The sequence below is a fragment of the Microcoleus sp. N9_A1 genome (assembly GCF_036701795.1).
Taxonomy (GTDB): Bacteria; Cyanobacteriota; Cyanobacteriia; order Cyanobacteriales; family Microcoleaceae; genus Microcoleus.
Genome location: NZ_JAUBRI010000105.1, coordinates 1 through 15,343, shown reverse-complemented (window position 1 = coordinate 15,343; position 15,343 = coordinate 1). Strand labels below are relative to the sequence as shown.

The window sequence follows — 15,343 nt, the reverse complement described above, 5'->3', positions numbered from 1 at the left end:
CATTGTTTATACGCCCTTTATTTCACATTTGGGTACACAATGCAAGGGCTAATTGAGAATGGTGCAAGATCTCAGTTGAAACCGACTGAAGAATGGTGACAAATATTTGATTGTTTATTTAATTTGTTTTTCAGTCCTCTTTGAGAGGACTTTCGCTATGAGACGGGGGTTTCACCCCCCGGCGGACTAGACTATTAGACCTCTTGCAAAAATAATTAGGACGGGCTCTCCGGCTCATCAATTGATGAAAAGGATTTTTGCAAGAGGACTATTCCTCTTTCGTCCGAAACACCTTTTCTATCGACTTCACCACAAGTTCTCGCGGCATCAATCGAGGCATATTGGCGATGATTTGATTGGGAATTCCCCCTGTCACAACATTAGACTCATTTTTGTCTAAAGCTTTCAAAGCATCTCGCACTACTTCCGTCGCAGGAACGAGTTTTTGCCCGCTGCTGGATGCCATAGCTTTCGGAAATTCAGCTACTGCGAAAAAGTCCGATTCTGTCGGTCCTGGACAAAGGCACAAAACGCGAATTCCTAAATCTTTATTTTCCGCCCAAAGTGCCTCGCTGAAACTCAAAACAAAGGCTTTAGTAGCTGCATACATCGACAAGTACGGCATCGGTTGAAAAGCTGCGATCGAACTAACATTGATGATACTTCCTGCTTTTCGCTGCCGCATTCCCTGCAAAAATAAGTGCGATAGTTCAACTAATGCTACAATATTTAGTTGCACCATTGTTAGTTGTTTCGCAAGCGGGCGATCCTCTTCGAGGGCTTCGCTAACGACAAAAACACCGTAATCGCCAAAACCCGCATTATTCACCAACAAATCAACCGTCCAACCTTTTTTAACAACCGTATCAAATACAGCAGTTCCAGCGCCCGGTGCGCTCAAATCTTGCACGATTACTTCTACCTGAACCTTTAATTCCTGTTGCAGTTTAGCAGCTAACTGTTGCAATTTATCTGCGGAACGAGCTACCAAGATTAGATTGTGCTGGCGTTTGGCTAATTCGGCGGAAAAGGCTGCACCAATTCCGCCAGAAGCACCGGTGATTAAAGCAGTGGGCATGAACTTAATTCGGATTATTTGATAGGAAGTTTATATATTTTAACAATTATTTTGGCGGGAACCTGTAAAATAATTAAAAGGGAATAGGTGAGTTTTATGGCGCGTCTTACCGATCGAGCTTTTGAAATTTTGCAGGCCGAAGTTGACAAGTGCGCGGCGGCTGATAGTCTAGCGGGTGAAGTGTACCGACGCATGGTAATCAAGCGGTTGGAGAAACTTCGATCGCAAAACGGCACTTTCGCATCAAGAGAAGAAATCCGCGATACCTTCAAAGACGAATTTCCCAACTTCAGCGAAAAAGCTCTCAAAGCTGCTGTCAAAGCCAATCGCCCACCCGGATTGTTCGGTAAAATCATCTTTGCTGGGAGTTTGTTGGGAAGTGCAGCGGGGATAATTTGGCTGATTAACCTACCTTTTCCGATGATTCGCTGGCCCGTGGCGAAAACAATGCCGATATTGTTGCTGCCGAGTTTTATGAGTATGGATCACAATTATCGGCAGGCGATCGCCCTTGTGGAACAATCTGATCAACTAATCAATAAAGCCACTGCTGTCGCTGATTTTGACTTGGGCGAAATTAAAGCAAAAGAGGCTCAAAAACATCTCGACGCTTTGCCGGTTTGGTTTTTAGGTTACTATCCACAAACTTACTGCTCTTTTTTCGGCTGCCGTTGGCGGTTTACACTCGATGAATTTCAAGCCGCCCGCAAAAATGTCGGGCGGATGGAGGCTCAGATTTTCCAGCAAAAAAATGCTTTTAGTCAGTTAAATCAAGTCGAACAAACTCTCAACGCGGCGAAACAGCAGTATCAGGAAGCCAAAACCGCTGCAGATAGACAAAAAGCGACAGTAAATTGGCAAAGTGCGATCGACCAACTCAATCAAATTCCCGCCGAAACCCTCGCAGGAGAAACGGCTAAGAAAATACTCAAAGCAGCAGAAAGAGACTTTCAAGCAATGGGCGGCGTCGCCACCGGTTCTGTACAGGCTGACAACTTAATTGAAGCTGCTAAAGAATTTGCTCTCTCCGCCGCCGTCGCCTCCCAAAAACCTCCCCATCCCGCCGCACAGTGGGAGCAAATAGCAGAATTGTGGCAAGAAGGAATTAACAGACTAAAATTAATTTCTGTCGATAACCCGGGTTATCTCGATGCTCAAACTAAACTCGCTGAATATCAAAAGAATTTAGGAATTACCCAGATTAGACTGCAAGCAGAAAAAGATTCTGCAACAGCTTTGCAAGCAGCTAAAAACTTGTTTGCCAACTTGCAAAAAGATGTGAATTCTCAAAATCCCGGTTACTCCCTCAGCCAGTTGCAACAAATTATCAATCAATTAGAATCCGTCAAACCGGGGACAACTGTTTATCCCGAATCCCAAAAATGGCTGCAATCTGCTCGCAAAAAACAGCAAGAATGGCAAAAAAATTAGCTGTTGACTGTTAACTGTTGACTGTTAACTGTTAACCGTTGAATAAGGAATGAGAATTAAATAACTTACAATGCGTGATGGTTCTTGTGGGATGGGCGTCCCGCCCGTCCAGAAAGGGCGGGCGGGACGCCCAACCCCTACTCCCCACAAACTTGTGTAAATTATTTAATTCGCGATCCTAATGACTCATATCATGTCTGATCGATTAACCATAATATCCTGGTCGGGGCGGGTTTTTGAGATTGTCAATTATTCGCAGGTATTGTTGGTAAACCCGCCCCTACAAAAATCGCGGTCGCTCGACCGGACATAATATGACTAATGACTAATGCCAACAACCAACTGCCAACTGCCAACTGACAACTAACAAATTACCAAGTCGGGTCAACATACAGATTAATTGTCACTTGCTTTTTCCCCGAAGGGATGCCGGAAATACAGGCACAAATCGTATCTCCGCCATCAATTTCTACTTCGCAAGCGTGACAAGAACCCATGAGACAGCCGGTAGGAATAGAAACCCCTGCACGTTTAGCTACATCTAGTAAAAGCTCTCCTGGTTCAGCTTCAACTGTCACGTTATCTGGTAAAAAACAAACTTTTGTCATTGAATTTGAACCTCAACTATCACAAACAATAATTAACAGTTAACAGTTAACAGTCAACAGTCAACAGTCAACAGTCAACAGTTAACTAATTAGCCTAAAATATGCTTGATATCTAAATGCTTTTCCACTGTATCTGCTAGAGAGTCTAACAGAGTTTCGCGGTGTTCTCGGTAATTAGGAATACCTGTAGGCAACGCGCGGAGTCCCCGCTGCTGCCGCAAGTGATTTAACCAAGCTCGCCGCCAAGCTCCGTTGTCAAAGATGCCGTGCAGGTATGTGCCCCAAATTGATTGAGAAGTATTGACAATGCCTAAACTAGCATCGTCAAATAGCGGTTGAGTCAAATCAGACTCTAGGATTTGCGTTTTTCCTTGATGAATTTCGTAACCGGAAACGGGCAAACCCGGTTGAGGATAGTTAGATGTTACGATGCGTTGGCGGGCAATTTTGTTCGGTGCCATCGCAGTTTTCAAAGGCAGCAACCCCAATCCAGGGAATTCTCCCTTTTCTCCCTCAATGCCTTCTTTATCGGTGATACTTTGTCCCAGCATCTGAAAGCCGCCGCAAACTCCCATGACTGTACCGCCTGCTACTAAATAATTTTGAATAGCTTTTGCCATACCTGTTTGGCGCAGCACTTGCAAATCGGAAATTGTAGTTTTAGAGCCTGGTAAAATCACGGCGTCTGGATGGCCTAAATGGTCTTTTGGGCTGACATATTTGACTGTGACGGTAGTTTCCGACTCCAGGGGGTCAAAGTCGGTAAAATTGGAAATTCGGGGCAGGCGGATGACGGAAATATTGATGTCGGTTTGAGCATTGGGAGAACGCCGATCGAGCAAATCGAGAGAATCTTCTGAGGGAAACACTTCGTCTATCCAAGGAATTACCCCAACTACCGGGATTCCCGTCCTTTCTTCTAGCCAAGTCAAACCAGGATCTAATATCGATTTTTGCCCTCGGAACTTATTAATAATGAATCCTTTAATTAAAGCTCGTTCGTCGGGATCTAGCAATTCCAAAGTACCGATTATGTGAGCAAAAGCACCGCCGCGATCGATATCAACTACTAGCAAAGTCCGAGCCTTTAAATATTTAGCTACCCGCATATTTGTTAAATCGCGGTGTTTGAGATTAATCTCAGCAGGGCTGCCGGCTCCCTCACAGACAATCATGTCAAATTCTTGACCGAGAAATTCTAAAGATTCCCGAATAGCTTGCCAGCCGATATCGAAATACTGTTCATAATATTGAGATGCTCGCACATTTGCGATCGCCCGGCCCTTGACAATCAATTGAGAAGTCATGTCTCCTTGTGGCTTGAGCAAAATCGGATTCATTTCTACCCAAGGTGCGACGCCCGCAGCCCAAGCTTGCACTGCTTGAGCGTAACCAATCTCTCCGCCGGCGGCTGTGACATAGGAATTCAGTGCCATATTCTGACCTTTAAACGGAGTTACCCGCCAGCCTCGCCGAGAAAAGATTCGACACAACGCTGCCACGAGTAAAGATTTCCCTGCGTGAGATGTTGTTCCCACGACCATAATTGCTTTCATAATATTAAAAGAGAAGGAAGAAGGAAGAGCCAAGAGCCAAGAGCGAAGAAGGAAGAGGGAAGAGGGAAGAGGGAAGAAGTAAAAAGTAAGAAGTAAAAAGTAAAAAGTAAGAAGTAAGAAGGCAGAAGGCAGAATCAAAAAAAATTCTGATTTCTACCTTTTGCTTTTAGCCTCAAGATGAGGGCTTATCTTCGTCGGATAGATTTTCAGACTTGGATTCATCGGCCGCTTGAGCAGCTTATACTAGCTCCGAAGGGGGGGGATTCGGGCGAATCAATTCCGGTTGTTCTCCCTCAGAAGATGGTGTTTTATCTGTGGAAGGGGGGGGATTCGGGCGAATCAATTCCGGTTGTTCTCCCTCAGAAGATGGTGTTTTATCTGTGGATTCGATCGAGATCACTGATACTGAAACCGTTTCCACCTGCACGATCAACCCAGGTTCTCCCGGTACTTCTATCTCTACAGGCGCTGCCATTTCCACCACAGTCATTTCCAGAGATACAGCAGGGGCTGCTGCTTCTGGTACGCCTGCTGCTGCTTCCGGTTCACCAACTGCAGCCAGCGGTGTCTGGGTTTCCAGGGATAAAGCAGGGGCTGCTGCTTCTGGTACGCCTGCTGCTGCTTCCGGTTCACCAACTGCAGCCAGCGGTGTCTGGATTTGGGCGGACGATCGATCTTCGATCGGAGTTTCCCCTATTTTGTCAGAACTCCCTGTTTCTGCCACCATCAACTCGGCCATTGCTTCAACATCGGTTGGAAACGGCACTCCAAGGCTTGTTTCAACAGCAGTTTTGCTAGTTTCTGCTGCAACTTCCGCAGCCGCCTCGGCTAATTCTGATTCGAGAATCAGGTCGATATCCGGTGCAGGAGTCGTGATTTTAGATTCAGGTGCGATCGATTCTGGAGTCGCTGAAGGTTTTGGCGTCTGGGGAGTTGCATCAGACTTGTTTTTACCAGCACCTCGTCCCAAAATACCGCCGAGACTATTTTTGATATTGCCGAACAGACTTCCGAAACCGCCGGATTTTTTAGCAGGTTTGGCAGGAGTTGAGTTTGCCGTTGGGGCTGCCGTTGGTTTCGCCGTTGGGGCTGCCGTTGGGGCTGCCGAACTAGCAGCAGACTCAGAATCTTGAGCCATCGCCCTCCATGTCTTCTCAAAATCGTCATCTTCTGGCTGCTGTTGAGGTTCGGGCTGAGCCTCTGCTGGCTCCACAGTTGGTGCAACGGCTATTTCTGAAATTTCTAGAGGTAGAGGTAGAGGAGTGAAGCTGCTGGCTGCTGATTCTGTTGGGGGTTGTGAAGTCTCAGCAACAGGAGTTTCGACTGAAAACACTGGTATTTCTCCAATTGCAGGTGGTTTCGAGTCGGAAATTTTCAAGTCAGGGACGATCGAACTTTCAGCAATACTTTCAGCTATGGGAGGAATCGCTGGCTGTTCCTCTAGCTTTACCTCGCCCTTATCCAGAGTGGGTGCTGGAACCACATCAGTTTTCGGTTTGGGCGATCGAACAAACTTAGGTTTTTTCGCTGCGGGCTCTTTTTTCTTGGCAAACAAGCCAGCAAACGGCACGCCTGCTGCAGCCAAATTCGCCGACTGAGGAATCGGCGTTTGCTCAGCAACGGGCGTCACCTGCCGGCGCAAAGTCAGAGTTTCCCAGGCAAACCAGCCCAACATCGCCACGCCCGCCATTTGACCAAGCAGGAGAGCACCAGTAATTCGTCCCGCACAAGCCCATAAAATTAACGCATAAAAAAGCCCTACCCCGCTCCAGGTAAAATCATTTTTGCGGTGTACTTCTGGAAAAAAGAAGGCCGCCATGTAAATACTGAAGCTGCCTAGACCGACCGCCAACGCCAGAAAGTATGCAAGCATATTGTCGGTACCTCCGCTGTGTCAAATAACTTCTACGCGCTAATTCTACCTTTGTGAGAGACCCAACGGCTTCTTTCTCTAGGACAATTCTTGATTTTTAGGGAAGTTTGCCAACGAACCAGTGCAAGGAATTTAACAGGTTCAACGGATGTTGACGGTAGAAGTGCGAGGAAAGATTTCCCACTCTCCCCCACTTCCCTACTGCCCATCACCCCCATCCCCACACCCCCTATCCCCATCACCCCCTCCTCAGTGGTGATAGATGTCACTTAACTATGCCCGTGCGATCGCACCAAGCGACTGAGGATGTTTATATGTTGTAGGTGTAAGAGGAATTATGCCCTAGGGCGTATGTATTGGAGACACTGCCATGTTAGAAAAAGTATTATTAGCTGCCGGCTTAACCTTATCGCTTCACATATTTCCCGGACTAAGCACTTCCGCGCCGTTACCGAAAAATTTGGTATTGCGATCGAGCGATCGTCCTACTCAAACCCTGAAACTTCCCCTCGTTGCAATACCTGTGGGCTTCAATCCGAACGTCGAATCCTAATGATAGGTGCCAGATTATACGTGCAAGTGCGATCGGACTTAGGCGCAGTCTTTCTAATATTTTTTTCGAGCTGTTCTATTTTTTATGTGACTGTTCACAACTCATCAGTTTGTAGTCAGGGCTTTAGTCCTCATTAATATCACCTAATAAGGACTAAAGCCCTGACTACAAACCGTAGGCAAATAATTAGTAGCAGATAGAACATTAATTCCCCTAACATACTAGACAAATCTCAACATTAGGTTGTCTCATAGAGACATTCAAACCTTAAAAAACTTGGGAAACCTTGAGTAAAGGATCAAAATAGATATATGATGTCAGATTGACATCGAAGCTAATAATACCAATTTATTGTAAAGTTGTACATATCTCGATCCCCCTAAATCCCCCTTAATAAGGGGGACTTTGATAAGAATCTTGTTCCCCCCTTATTAAGGGGGGCTAGGGGGGATCGGATTCTATGCAGCCGCATAAAAAATTGGTATAAGCACATTGACTATTAAATCAAGGAAAGCGAAAATGGGACTTAGTGATATTCTCTTGAATGAAAACCACAGAGAAACTTTTGTTGATGACTGTGTAAAGTTGATAGACCAACAAGTTGCTGCAGCGTCAGGATTGGGTGGTATGGCTCTGAAAGCTGCCTACTCTACTGTCAAGGGGATACGGGCTGACTATTGCGCCCAAGTCGTCGATCAACTTCTGCCAGAAATCTCGATCGCACTCGATCCGATGTGGACTGAAGCCGTAAACAATGGCAACCCAGTCGAATATTTTGCTCAAAGAAAAGGTGAAGTAGCAGACGAATTGCTCCAGATAAGTGACAAAAGGGTCGAGAAAAGCACAAGAGGGATGGTTAAAGGCGCCTATGCCAAACTCCGCCCCTCAGCTAAGACTTACGTAGAAAAGGGAGTACCGGATTTAGCCGAAATTATTAATAAACATAGTGTGGCCTGATAAGTGAGCAACGGCTAAAAAACAGGATACCCAGATACCCGGATTCTTCCAGAAATCGGGTATCTAAAAGCAGACTTATTCGTAAGTTTGCAGTTAGGAGAAAGAGTCCTAATTTTATGCTTATCCATTGCCAACTACCCACTGATTTGCCGCCAATATTTTCAACATCGCCTGTCCGGTAATTCCCAACCCCAAAAACATTACAAACATCGCACTAATCGCCGGCAGAAATTTAACTGCTGTTATCTGTTTTGGCAGTTTATCAAAATTTCGTTTTGCATAAACTAAGATTAACCCGATCGCACTCAGCACTAAAGCCAATCCCAAACTAAACGCTACCACTAGCGTCATTCCCAAACCAACATTGCCCAAAGCCGACGCGCTCAACAGCATCACCAAAGCGGCAGGACAAGGCAACAAACCGCCGGAAATTCCCAACGCTAATAAGCTTTTCCAAGTAATAGCAGAACCGTCAGCACCGGGAGGCAAATGCGAGTGAATCCGGCCGTCTCCGTGATCGTGGTAGTGGTGAGATATATCGGGTTTTACAGGCTTAAATTCTCGCTCCCAACTTCCTCTACTCAAAAGATTTACTGGTTCTTTACATTCCGCAGTAAAGACTTTACTCCTTAAAAACCAGTTTTTATTGAAAAATTTAGTCTTGATTTTTTTGATAACTTCAGTCCTGACTACCAACCGAGTTTTTAGTTTTTCTAAGAGTAAGTTAAGCCCGATGAAGGCTACTAATAAACCAGAGATTAAACTCAGCCAAGGGTCTAATTTTTCTGGGTCGATTAAGTTAGAAGCAAACAAAGTAATTCCGCCCACAGCAAACACGCCGGCAGTGTGAGTAATTGTAGTCGTCGCTGCTAGAAATAAAGCGTGTACCGGAGTAGCCCGCGAACCCACTAAATAAGCGCCGACTATTGTTTTTCCGTGTCCGGGCGACATCGCGTGCACGCATCCCCAAGCAAATGCTCCCGCTAATGCTAGCAGCAAACTCCAACCTGAATCCCAGATAGATTCCTTTCCTGCTAACAAAAAGTCGCGGTTTTGCGGCGTAAACACAAAGCTTTTGACAACACCCGCTTGCACAATCGTAGCTTGGCAGCTAGCTGTCACCACTCCGGGCAAAAACAGATTGTAATTAATCCGCAATTTCTCTGGTTGGGAGATGGAAATTGAATCAGGTAAACCGGAGGTTTTATTTTGAGAAGATGCGGGCCAGGTGTAGTCTAAAATTAAGGTGCTGTGGGTATTGGGCTGCTGGATTAAGCTGGCGGTTTTAGCTGCTATTTCTAGCGGTTTTACGGCTACGGAGCCTTGAATGTTGCTATTGTTGGTGAGGCGGATTTGTTGGCTAAAAAAGTTTTCTAGCTGTGTTTGGTGGCTGCGAACTTCAGCAGGTTGTAGCTGGCTATCTCGATTGTCGTCGGCGAAGTTTGTTAAGCCTGTTGGGAAGGTTAATGTTACTTCGGTTTGCAAATTGTTGACTACTATTTCTGCTACGGATAAGTCTGACCAATGCGAGTAAACTGGTCGGGTTGAGATTGTTAGTAATAATGAAAGTGTGAGAAAGAATAGGATTAAAAATTTTGGCGGTCGGTTTAGTTTGTATTGCATAAGTATATCCTTTTAAGAGTTTTATCGTCGGGTGGGGGCGGGTTTATTTAAATTGTCTATATCCCATAAAATTATTGGTGAACCCGCCCCTACGGCTCAAAATTCATAACTTCCCAAACCCAATGCTTGGCGGGATCGATCGTCAAAACTCGGGTCAATTTCCTTGGACTTTTGAAAAAAAGCGCGAGATTCAGCATCTTTGCCTAAAGTACGGGCGATCGCACCAGCCCGGTAAAATATACCCGCATCCCGAATGCCCGATCGCATTATTTCGGCCATCACTCGATCGGCCTTTTGCCATTCCCCAGCGGCGGAAAGCGCCCAGGCTAAAGTATCCAGCCCCGCCGCATCCCGCCGAATTTTCACCTCTTCCTGCATTAACGCCAGCGCTTCGGCGACATCCTGCGATCGACCTTTTTCCAGCAGCAAACTCGCCAAATCGCGCCGATGTCCAAAACCGCCAGATCCAGAAACCTGTTCCTGTCGCAACCCAGCTTCAGCTTTGTCGCGAAGTCGCCCGGATTCGATCGCATCTCCCTGCAACTCCTTCACCCTCGCCATACCGCGATCGACAATGCGATCGAACACCGTCGCCACCTGCCCATAATACGCAGAAACCTTGCTGTAATTAGCCTCTGCTTCCCGATAATTGCCCTGCCGCGTCTCCAAATCCGCCAAATAAATCAGCGCCAGCGGGTATCGCGGCACCAACCGCAAAGCTTCCAAAAACAGCGCTTTCGCCTGCACAAACTGCCCGCGACGCGCGTAAAATCGACCCAAGAGCGATCGGGCCCGCGCCGAACCCCCAACCTCTCCCGGTTCCTCCGCCGCCATTGCTTGCTGGTAATCCTGCAAAACCTCAGCATCTCGGCCCTGAGACTCTCTCACCAAAGCTCTCAAAGTGAGAGAACCCAAGTTCGGAATCCGGTTAACTAAGGTTTCAGCGGCGACATTTGCATCGCTCACTTTTCCCATCGCCAAGTTAGATGTAACGGAAAGGGCGATCGCATCTTCATTCTCAAAACCCACCTGTTTAGCCAAACGCAAAGCAGTAGCAAAATCGTGTCTGGCCTCGGCAATTCGAGCTAAAACTAACAGCGCACCTTTATTGTCAAAAGCCAAATCGGCGATCGACCTTTCAGCCGCCTGTTCTGCCAACAAAAACCAACCACCCTCCCCAGTTGCGCGAGCCATTTTCAAATAAGATCCCGCCAGTGCCGCCCGGTTCAAACCGCTGCGGGAATCAACAGCCAGCCGCTGCTGATAAAAAACAATTTCTTGCTGAATTGCTTCCTTTTGATTGGGATTATTTCTCAAAGTTTCCGAAAAATGATAGCGGTAATTAGCATCAAGACCAGCCGGACTTTGGTTAGAAAATTTATCTAAAACAAAACGCAAATTAGGAGGCAAATTAACTAATACCATCCCAACTAAAGGGACTACTATCAGCAGCCACCACGACAAAACATCCGATTTTATTTCCGGTTTAGTTTTAGTTTTCATAAATCCGCGTTAATCAGCGTTCATCTGCGGTTAAAAAAAGTATTTTCTATCTGTCATTAGCCAATGACTAATGACTAATGACTAATGACTAATGACTAATGACTAATGACTAATGATTAATGATTAATGACTAATGACTAATGACTAATGACTAATGACTAATGACTAATGACTAATGACTAATGACTAATTCGGCAAAGCCAAATAAGGAAAATTAGGTTCTAAAGGTTTGTGTCCCTGAGCCGGATTTCCCGGAGTTCCGTTATATGAAACGTTATCGCCAACGGGAGAACCCACCAAAGCTCCCAGAGTGATATCAATAACGTCGTCCATCAGCATACGACCTCCGATCAAGCTTCCTTGAGCGTTTGTAGCGCTAGCGTAGCCGCTGGTTTTTGTGGTATCGATCCGCATGACATCGGGCAAGAAAGCTCCGGCTATCGCATTTGGATCGACATTATCGCTACCATCCAAAATATCCACAGCATTCAGAGTAGCAACAGCTTCCTGCCGCACCGGAGCAGCAGCACCGCTCAAATCCAAATTCGGAGGAATAGTATTGAATGCCTCCAGAAACGCGGGACTAACTATCAAACCCTCATTAATTGCAGGTCTCGCCAATCGCTCAAACTGTTTGAAACCACCAGCTCCGTCTCTGATAGAAATCGTTGTCCAAACATCAAAAGTATTCGCCCCACTTCCTGCTTGCAACAACGCTTTGGGAACGCGCACGGCAATTGTATTGACGTTGTAACCTTTAGTAAAGTCGATCGCTCGACTCGGTTCCCTGAAACCTACTTTCGACCCCGTTCCCAAAGCTCCAGCGCGGACTCTGAAAAATTGTTCCACATCGAAGAAAAACGGGTCTTCCCGTAAACCGGCAAATACAGTCAAGTTAGAACCGGCCACAGGTACTGTATTCACAACAGTATTAGAATTCAGCGGAGTGCTGGCAATAAGCCCGCCGTTAACTGTAGTGTTAGCAACAGTCTCCGAGCCGCCGCGAATAACAGTTACAGCTACCGCTTGCATACCTTTATTGTTAGGCGGACTGAAGGCAAACCGCAAGGTAATATCGGAGCGTCCAGTAGGTGTAGAATTCACGTCACCTACCTGCGTGATGTGAAATTCGTAGAGGGCTTTAGTGCTGAAATAATATTGAAAGCGGGCTACAGACCGGGGATTTGAATTCATGGTAAATACTAAATCCCCGTCCGCAGCACCGGAGTTTTGGTCTTTTTCGCGATATACGTACAGGTCAGTTAAATTGACAGCGCGACCTTTGATATCTACTTCGCCGTCGTCGTGGTCAGAAGCGACAATTATCCCGGGAGTTAATAGAGCTATTAGAGCTACTTCAATAGCTAGTATGGTTCGGCGAATTTTTTTTGTGAACTTCACTGTTAGCACCTTTATTTCAATGATATTTTTACACAAATCTATGGTAAACAACCCGCCTTCGCGGGTTTTAGTTTTGTAGCAACAGGTTTTAACCTGTCAACCTGTCGGGCTTTTGCGGTGTTGCTGAGCCTTCTCCTATTGGTAGTATACGAAGATTTGGCAATTTTGGATCTGTGCTGCCAGATTAATTTATGTAAAAAAGTGCGTTATTGAGCATTTACTCGTTCCCGGACTATTCTTGGGAAGGCCTGCTCGGAGACAGAGCCTCCCTCGATCCAGTGGAGCCAGAACATCGCTTATATGGGTTCCCAGAATCTTCTTGGGAGCGAGCTAACAAAGCTTAGGAACGAGTGAATGCCGCTGGTTTGACTGTTCAGGCTCAGCGCATTTCTTCGTTCTGCATAAAGCGGATTGCTTTCGTCTCAAAAAAAATTACTAATTAGGTGTTAAAATTCCAGATAACTTGGGATTTTTACAATTCAAAGCACGACAAAATTAGCCCGAAAAGGCATACTCCAGCTTGTACCCCAGACTTCAAACTTACAATTATGTTCTGTAGTGATATACGCCGAGTTTTTAATTTTGGATCTGTGCAGTCAAAACAAAAATTTTTCGGTACACTGAAATGACAGGCCAGAACTCAGGCGATGAATCGCTGCTTTTAGTGCAGATTGCCCGGAAAGACCAAACGGCATTAGCTAAACTTTACGATCGCTACGGTCGTCCAAGTTACGCTCTCGCTTACAAAATTCTGGGTTCGGTAGAAGAAGCTGAAGAAGTAGTCATCGATGTTTTTTCCCAAATTTGGCAAAAAGCAGCAACTTACGATCCTTCTCGCAGTCGAGCAGATACCTGGTTATTCATGCTTACCCGCAGTCGTTCCCTCGATCGGCTCCGAGCAGTGCAGCGAACAGTCCGAGCTGCTGAAGCTTGTCTGGAAGATGCTAAAGTACCCATCTCTAGCGTTGCAGAACCGATGGAAGATGCAATGTTTCAAGAACGCAGCGAACAAGTCAAAGCAGCTTTAGAAAAACTGCCAAAGGAACAGCAACAGGCGATCGAACTCGCCTACTACCAAGGGCTGACTTGCGCGGCGATCGCGGCTAAAACTGGTATCCCAACAGGTACAATCAAAACTAGAATTCGGTTGGGTATTTCCAAATTGCGTCAAGCTTTGAGCGAACAATTTTAGATCGTCAAACAACACAATTTAAGTTGTTTAACAATCAATCTAAAATTCTGGCATCTCCAATCATCCATCTTGAGTGCGACGGCAGCCGACCAATCTCAAATTTAAAATCATAGGCTGAATTACAATTAATGGCGGAGAACAGATGGAAATGATGCCAGACGAGGAGTATATCATCCTTGCAGCCCTTCAAGCTCTCGATACCCTCGACGAGTCAGAACGTGGCGTATTTGCAGAGAGATTGAAAGAGTTCGCAGAACTTAAAAGCGAATTAGCTGCTTTTGAAGCCGCAATTGCCGCGATCGCCTACACAGCCCCCCCAGTTCCCGTCGCCCCCGACCTCAAAAACCGCCTGTTCCAGCGCATAGCCGAACTGCCGTCAACCTCGTCGGCAGAATCAGTCAATTTAAAGCCAATTGCTACCTCCCCAACAGAGAACAATACTCCATCTTTAATCGTGCGATCGAACAATGTTAAATGGAAATCTTATGAAGTTCCGGGAGTCTCGATCGGCAAGCTTTACATTGACAAAAAAAAGCGCGAAATTACCTGCTTGATGCGACTAGAACCTGGAGTAACATTTCCCCTGCACCGACACGCCGCTTCGGAGGAAGTTTTTGTATTAGAAGGAGACTTAATTGTAGAAGGGGAAATTTGCCATCAAGGCGACTACATTCGCTCGGTTCCGGGTTCCATACATTCCTCCCTCACACAAGGGGGATGTTTGCTGTTAATGAAAACTTCAATAGACAACGAAACGCTCATTTGATATCATGTGCGTTGAATTGCTGACAATATTTTTTTTTAGGTTGGTGGGGGCGGGTTCATGTCTGTTGTTAGTCGGAATTATAGATTGGTGGTGAAACCAGCCTTTACAACTATTGCGGTTAATTCCCCAAACCCGATTTGACCCAAGAACACGGCCTTGCTCCGCATTGATCTCCGGTTAAAAGTTCCCAATATATCACCTAATTTCATGCAAAATTACTCGCGTTTAAGTGCTGTTTTGTCCGCCATTATCATACAATTTGTCCCCAGCGACAAAAGCGCGATCGCCCAAGAACGCGAAGGATGTTTTCTTGTCAATTCAGTGGGAGAAGTAATTAACTTAAACCAGTTGTGCTCGCCACAAGAATTGGACATTAAGCTAACAGGAAATGATGGAAAATTTATAGAAGACTACAAACGCTTAGCAAAAAGCTACTCTCCCGAAGCAACGGACAATTTACTGCAAGCAATCCAAAGAACCCCCGGTCAAAAAATTGCTGCAGCTAAAAGAATGTGTGCGGAAGCAAAATCGGGAGTTTCTCTGCCGGAAGTTAAATTAAGAGCGATCGGGCAAGCTGTCAGTATCGAAAATCCAACTGCCAAAGAAAGTTTTCTTGCCGATGCCGATATTGTTACCACTCTTGCCGCTAACCATTATTGCCCGGAATTAGCGAATAAATAAATCAGTAAATATTGACGAAAAACCACTAATTGATAATTGTGCATATTAGACCTCTTGCAAAAATAATTAGGACGGGCTCTCCGGCCCATCCCACAAGAGTGATTTTTTCTTGTGGGATGGG

The 15,343-nt window shown here is 45.8% G+C and carries 13 protein-coding genes; 6 read left to right on the top strand and 7 right to left on the bottom strand.

Translation table 11 applies throughout. The annotated features are described in order from the left end of the window. Positions 1–268: 268 nt before the first annotated feature. Positions 269–1,078 carry an SDR family oxidoreductase gene (locus QUA58_RS28855; protein ID WP_333397532.1) on the bottom strand — a complete coding sequence of 270 codons (810 nt, stop codon included), beginning with the start codon at positions 1,076–1,078 and terminating at the stop codon, positions 269–271. A 96-nt stretch (positions 1,079–1,174) separates the two neighbouring features. On the opposite strand from QUA58_RS28855, the gene QUA58_RS28850 reads away from it, so the two are divergent. Continuing rightward, positions 1,175–2,509: a hypothetical protein gene (locus QUA58_RS28850; protein ID WP_333253727.1), complete on the top strand. Its 1,335-nt coding sequence runs from the start codon at positions 1,175–1,177 to the stop codon at positions 2,507–2,509. Positions 2,510–2,880: 371 nt separating this feature from the next. Here the strand turns inward: QUA58_RS28850 and QUA58_RS28845 are convergent, their stop codons facing one another. From QUA58_RS28845 to QUA58_RS28835, 3 genes are all read right to left on the bottom strand, one after another. Next, a complete protein-coding gene (locus QUA58_RS28845) occupies positions 2,881–3,117 on the bottom strand; it encodes a 2Fe-2S iron-sulfur cluster-binding protein (RefSeq protein WP_006634188.1) in 237 nt (78 codons plus the stop codon). Between the two features lie 89 nt (positions 3,118–3,206). Next, positions 3,207–4,673: a cobyric acid synthase CobQ gene (gene cobQ, locus QUA58_RS28840; RefSeq protein ID WP_333253724.1), complete on the bottom strand. Its 1,467-nt coding sequence runs from the start codon at positions 4,671–4,673 to the stop codon at positions 3,207–3,209. Positions 4,674–4,911: 238 nt separating this feature from the next. Then, a complete protein-coding gene (locus QUA58_RS28835) occupies positions 4,912–6,546 on the bottom strand; it encodes a Ycf66 family protein (RefSeq protein ID WP_333397530.1) in 1,635 nt (544 codons plus the stop codon). 370 nt (positions 6,547–6,916) lie between these two features. Here QUA58_RS28835 and QUA58_RS28830 point away from each other — a divergent pair, with 370 nt between their 5' ends. Together QUA58_RS28830 and QUA58_RS28825 are read left to right on the top strand one after the other, a co-directional pair. Next, positions 6,917–7,099, top strand: a complete 183-nt coding sequence (locus QUA58_RS28830; RefSeq protein ID WP_333253720.1) for a hypothetical protein — start codon at positions 6,917–6,919, stop codon at positions 7,097–7,099. Positions 7,100–7,618: 519 nt separating this feature from the next. Continuing rightward, positions 7,619–8,056 (top strand): DUF6918 family protein, encoded by a 438-nt coding sequence (locus tag QUA58_RS28825; RefSeq protein ID WP_333397527.1) that lies wholly within the window; start codon positions 7,619–7,621, stop codon positions 8,054–8,056. A 120-nt stretch (positions 8,057–8,176) separates the two neighbouring features. On the opposite strand, the gene QUA58_RS28820 is transcribed toward QUA58_RS28825, so the two are convergent. The 3 genes from QUA58_RS28820 to QUA58_RS28810 form a co-directional block, all read right to left on the bottom strand. Continuing rightward, positions 8,177–9,679, bottom strand: a complete 1,503-nt coding sequence (locus QUA58_RS28820; protein WP_333397524.1) for a HoxN/HupN/NixA family nickel/cobalt transporter — start codon at positions 9,677–9,679, stop codon at positions 8,177–8,179. A 96-nt stretch (positions 9,680–9,775) separates the two neighbouring features. Next, entirely contained in the window at positions 9,776–11,182 is a 1,407-nt protein-coding gene (locus QUA58_RS28815) for a hypothetical protein (RefSeq protein WP_333397522.1), read from the bottom strand. A 186-nt stretch (positions 11,183–11,368) separates the two neighbouring features. Next, positions 11,369–12,583 carry a DUF4331 domain-containing protein gene (locus tag QUA58_RS28810; protein WP_333253712.1) on the bottom strand — a complete coding sequence of 405 codons (1,215 nt, stop codon included), beginning with the start codon at positions 12,581–12,583 and terminating at the stop codon, positions 11,369–11,371. A 625-nt stretch (positions 12,584–13,208) separates the two neighbouring features. Here QUA58_RS28810 and QUA58_RS28805 point away from each other — a divergent pair. The 3 genes from QUA58_RS28805 (at position 13,209) to QUA58_RS28795 (ending at position 15,222) form a co-directional block, all read left to right on the top strand. Next, positions 13,209–13,775: a sigma-70 family RNA polymerase sigma factor gene (locus QUA58_RS28805; RefSeq protein ID WP_333253709.1), complete on the top strand. Its 567-nt coding sequence runs from the start codon at positions 13,209–13,211 to the stop codon at positions 13,773–13,775. A gap of 148 nt (positions 13,776–13,923) precedes the next feature. Further along, positions 13,924–14,541, top strand: a complete 618-nt coding sequence (locus QUA58_RS28800) for a cupin domain-containing protein (RefSeq protein WP_333397520.1) — start codon at positions 13,924–13,926, stop codon at positions 14,539–14,541. 207 nt (positions 14,542–14,748) lie between these two features. Next, complete coding sequence (locus QUA58_RS28795) at positions 14,749–15,222, top strand: DUF732 domain-containing protein (RefSeq protein WP_333253705.1); 474 nt, start codon at positions 14,749–14,751, stop codon at positions 15,220–15,222. Positions 15,223–15,343 lie beyond the last annotated feature (121 nt).

What these genes read in the sequence shown, in the direction of transcription:
- QUA58_RS28830 (WP_333253720.1), top strand. Translation starts at nt 6,917, where the DNA reads ATGTTAGAAAAAGTATTATTAGCTGCCGGCTTAACCTTATCGCTTCAC.
- QUA58_RS28835 (WP_333397530.1), bottom strand. Translation starts at nt 6,546, where the DNA reads ATGCTTGCATACTTTCTGGCGTTGGCGGTCGGTCTAGGCAGCTTCAGT.
- cobQ (WP_333253724.1), bottom strand. Translation starts at nt 4,673, where the DNA reads ATGAAAGCAATTATGGTCGTGGGAACAACATCTCACGCAGGGAAATCT.
- QUA58_RS28805 (WP_333253709.1), top strand. Translation starts at nt 13,209, where the DNA reads ATGACAGGCCAGAACTCAGGCGATGAATCGCTGCTTTTAGTGCAGATT.
- QUA58_RS28815 (WP_333397522.1), bottom strand. Translation starts at nt 11,182, where the DNA reads ATGAAAACTAAAACTAAACCGGAAATAAAATCGGATGTTTTGTCGTGG.
- QUA58_RS28795 (WP_333253705.1), top strand. Translation starts at nt 14,749, where the DNA reads ATGCAAAATTACTCGCGTTTAAGTGCTGTTTTGTCCGCCATTATCATA.
- QUA58_RS28845 (WP_006634188.1), bottom strand. Translation starts at nt 3,117, where the DNA reads ATGACAAAAGTTTGTTTTTTACCAGATAACGTGACAGTTGAAGCTGAA.
- QUA58_RS28800 (WP_333397520.1), top strand. Translation starts at nt 13,924, where the DNA reads ATGATGCCAGACGAGGAGTATATCATCCTTGCAGCCCTTCAAGCTCTC.
- QUA58_RS28855 (WP_333397532.1), bottom strand. Translation starts at nt 1,078, where the DNA reads ATGCCCACTGCTTTAATCACCGGTGCTTCTGGCGGAATTGGTGCAGCC.
- QUA58_RS28825 (WP_333397527.1), top strand. Translation starts at nt 7,619, where the DNA reads ATGGGACTTAGTGATATTCTCTTGAATGAAAACCACAGAGAAACTTTT.
- QUA58_RS28820 (WP_333397524.1), bottom strand. Translation starts at nt 9,679, where the DNA reads ATGCAATACAAACTAAACCGACCGCCAAAATTTTTAATCCTATTCTTT.
- QUA58_RS28850 (WP_333253727.1), top strand. Translation starts at nt 1,175, where the DNA reads ATGGCGCGTCTTACCGATCGAGCTTTTGAAATTTTGCAGGCCGAAGTT.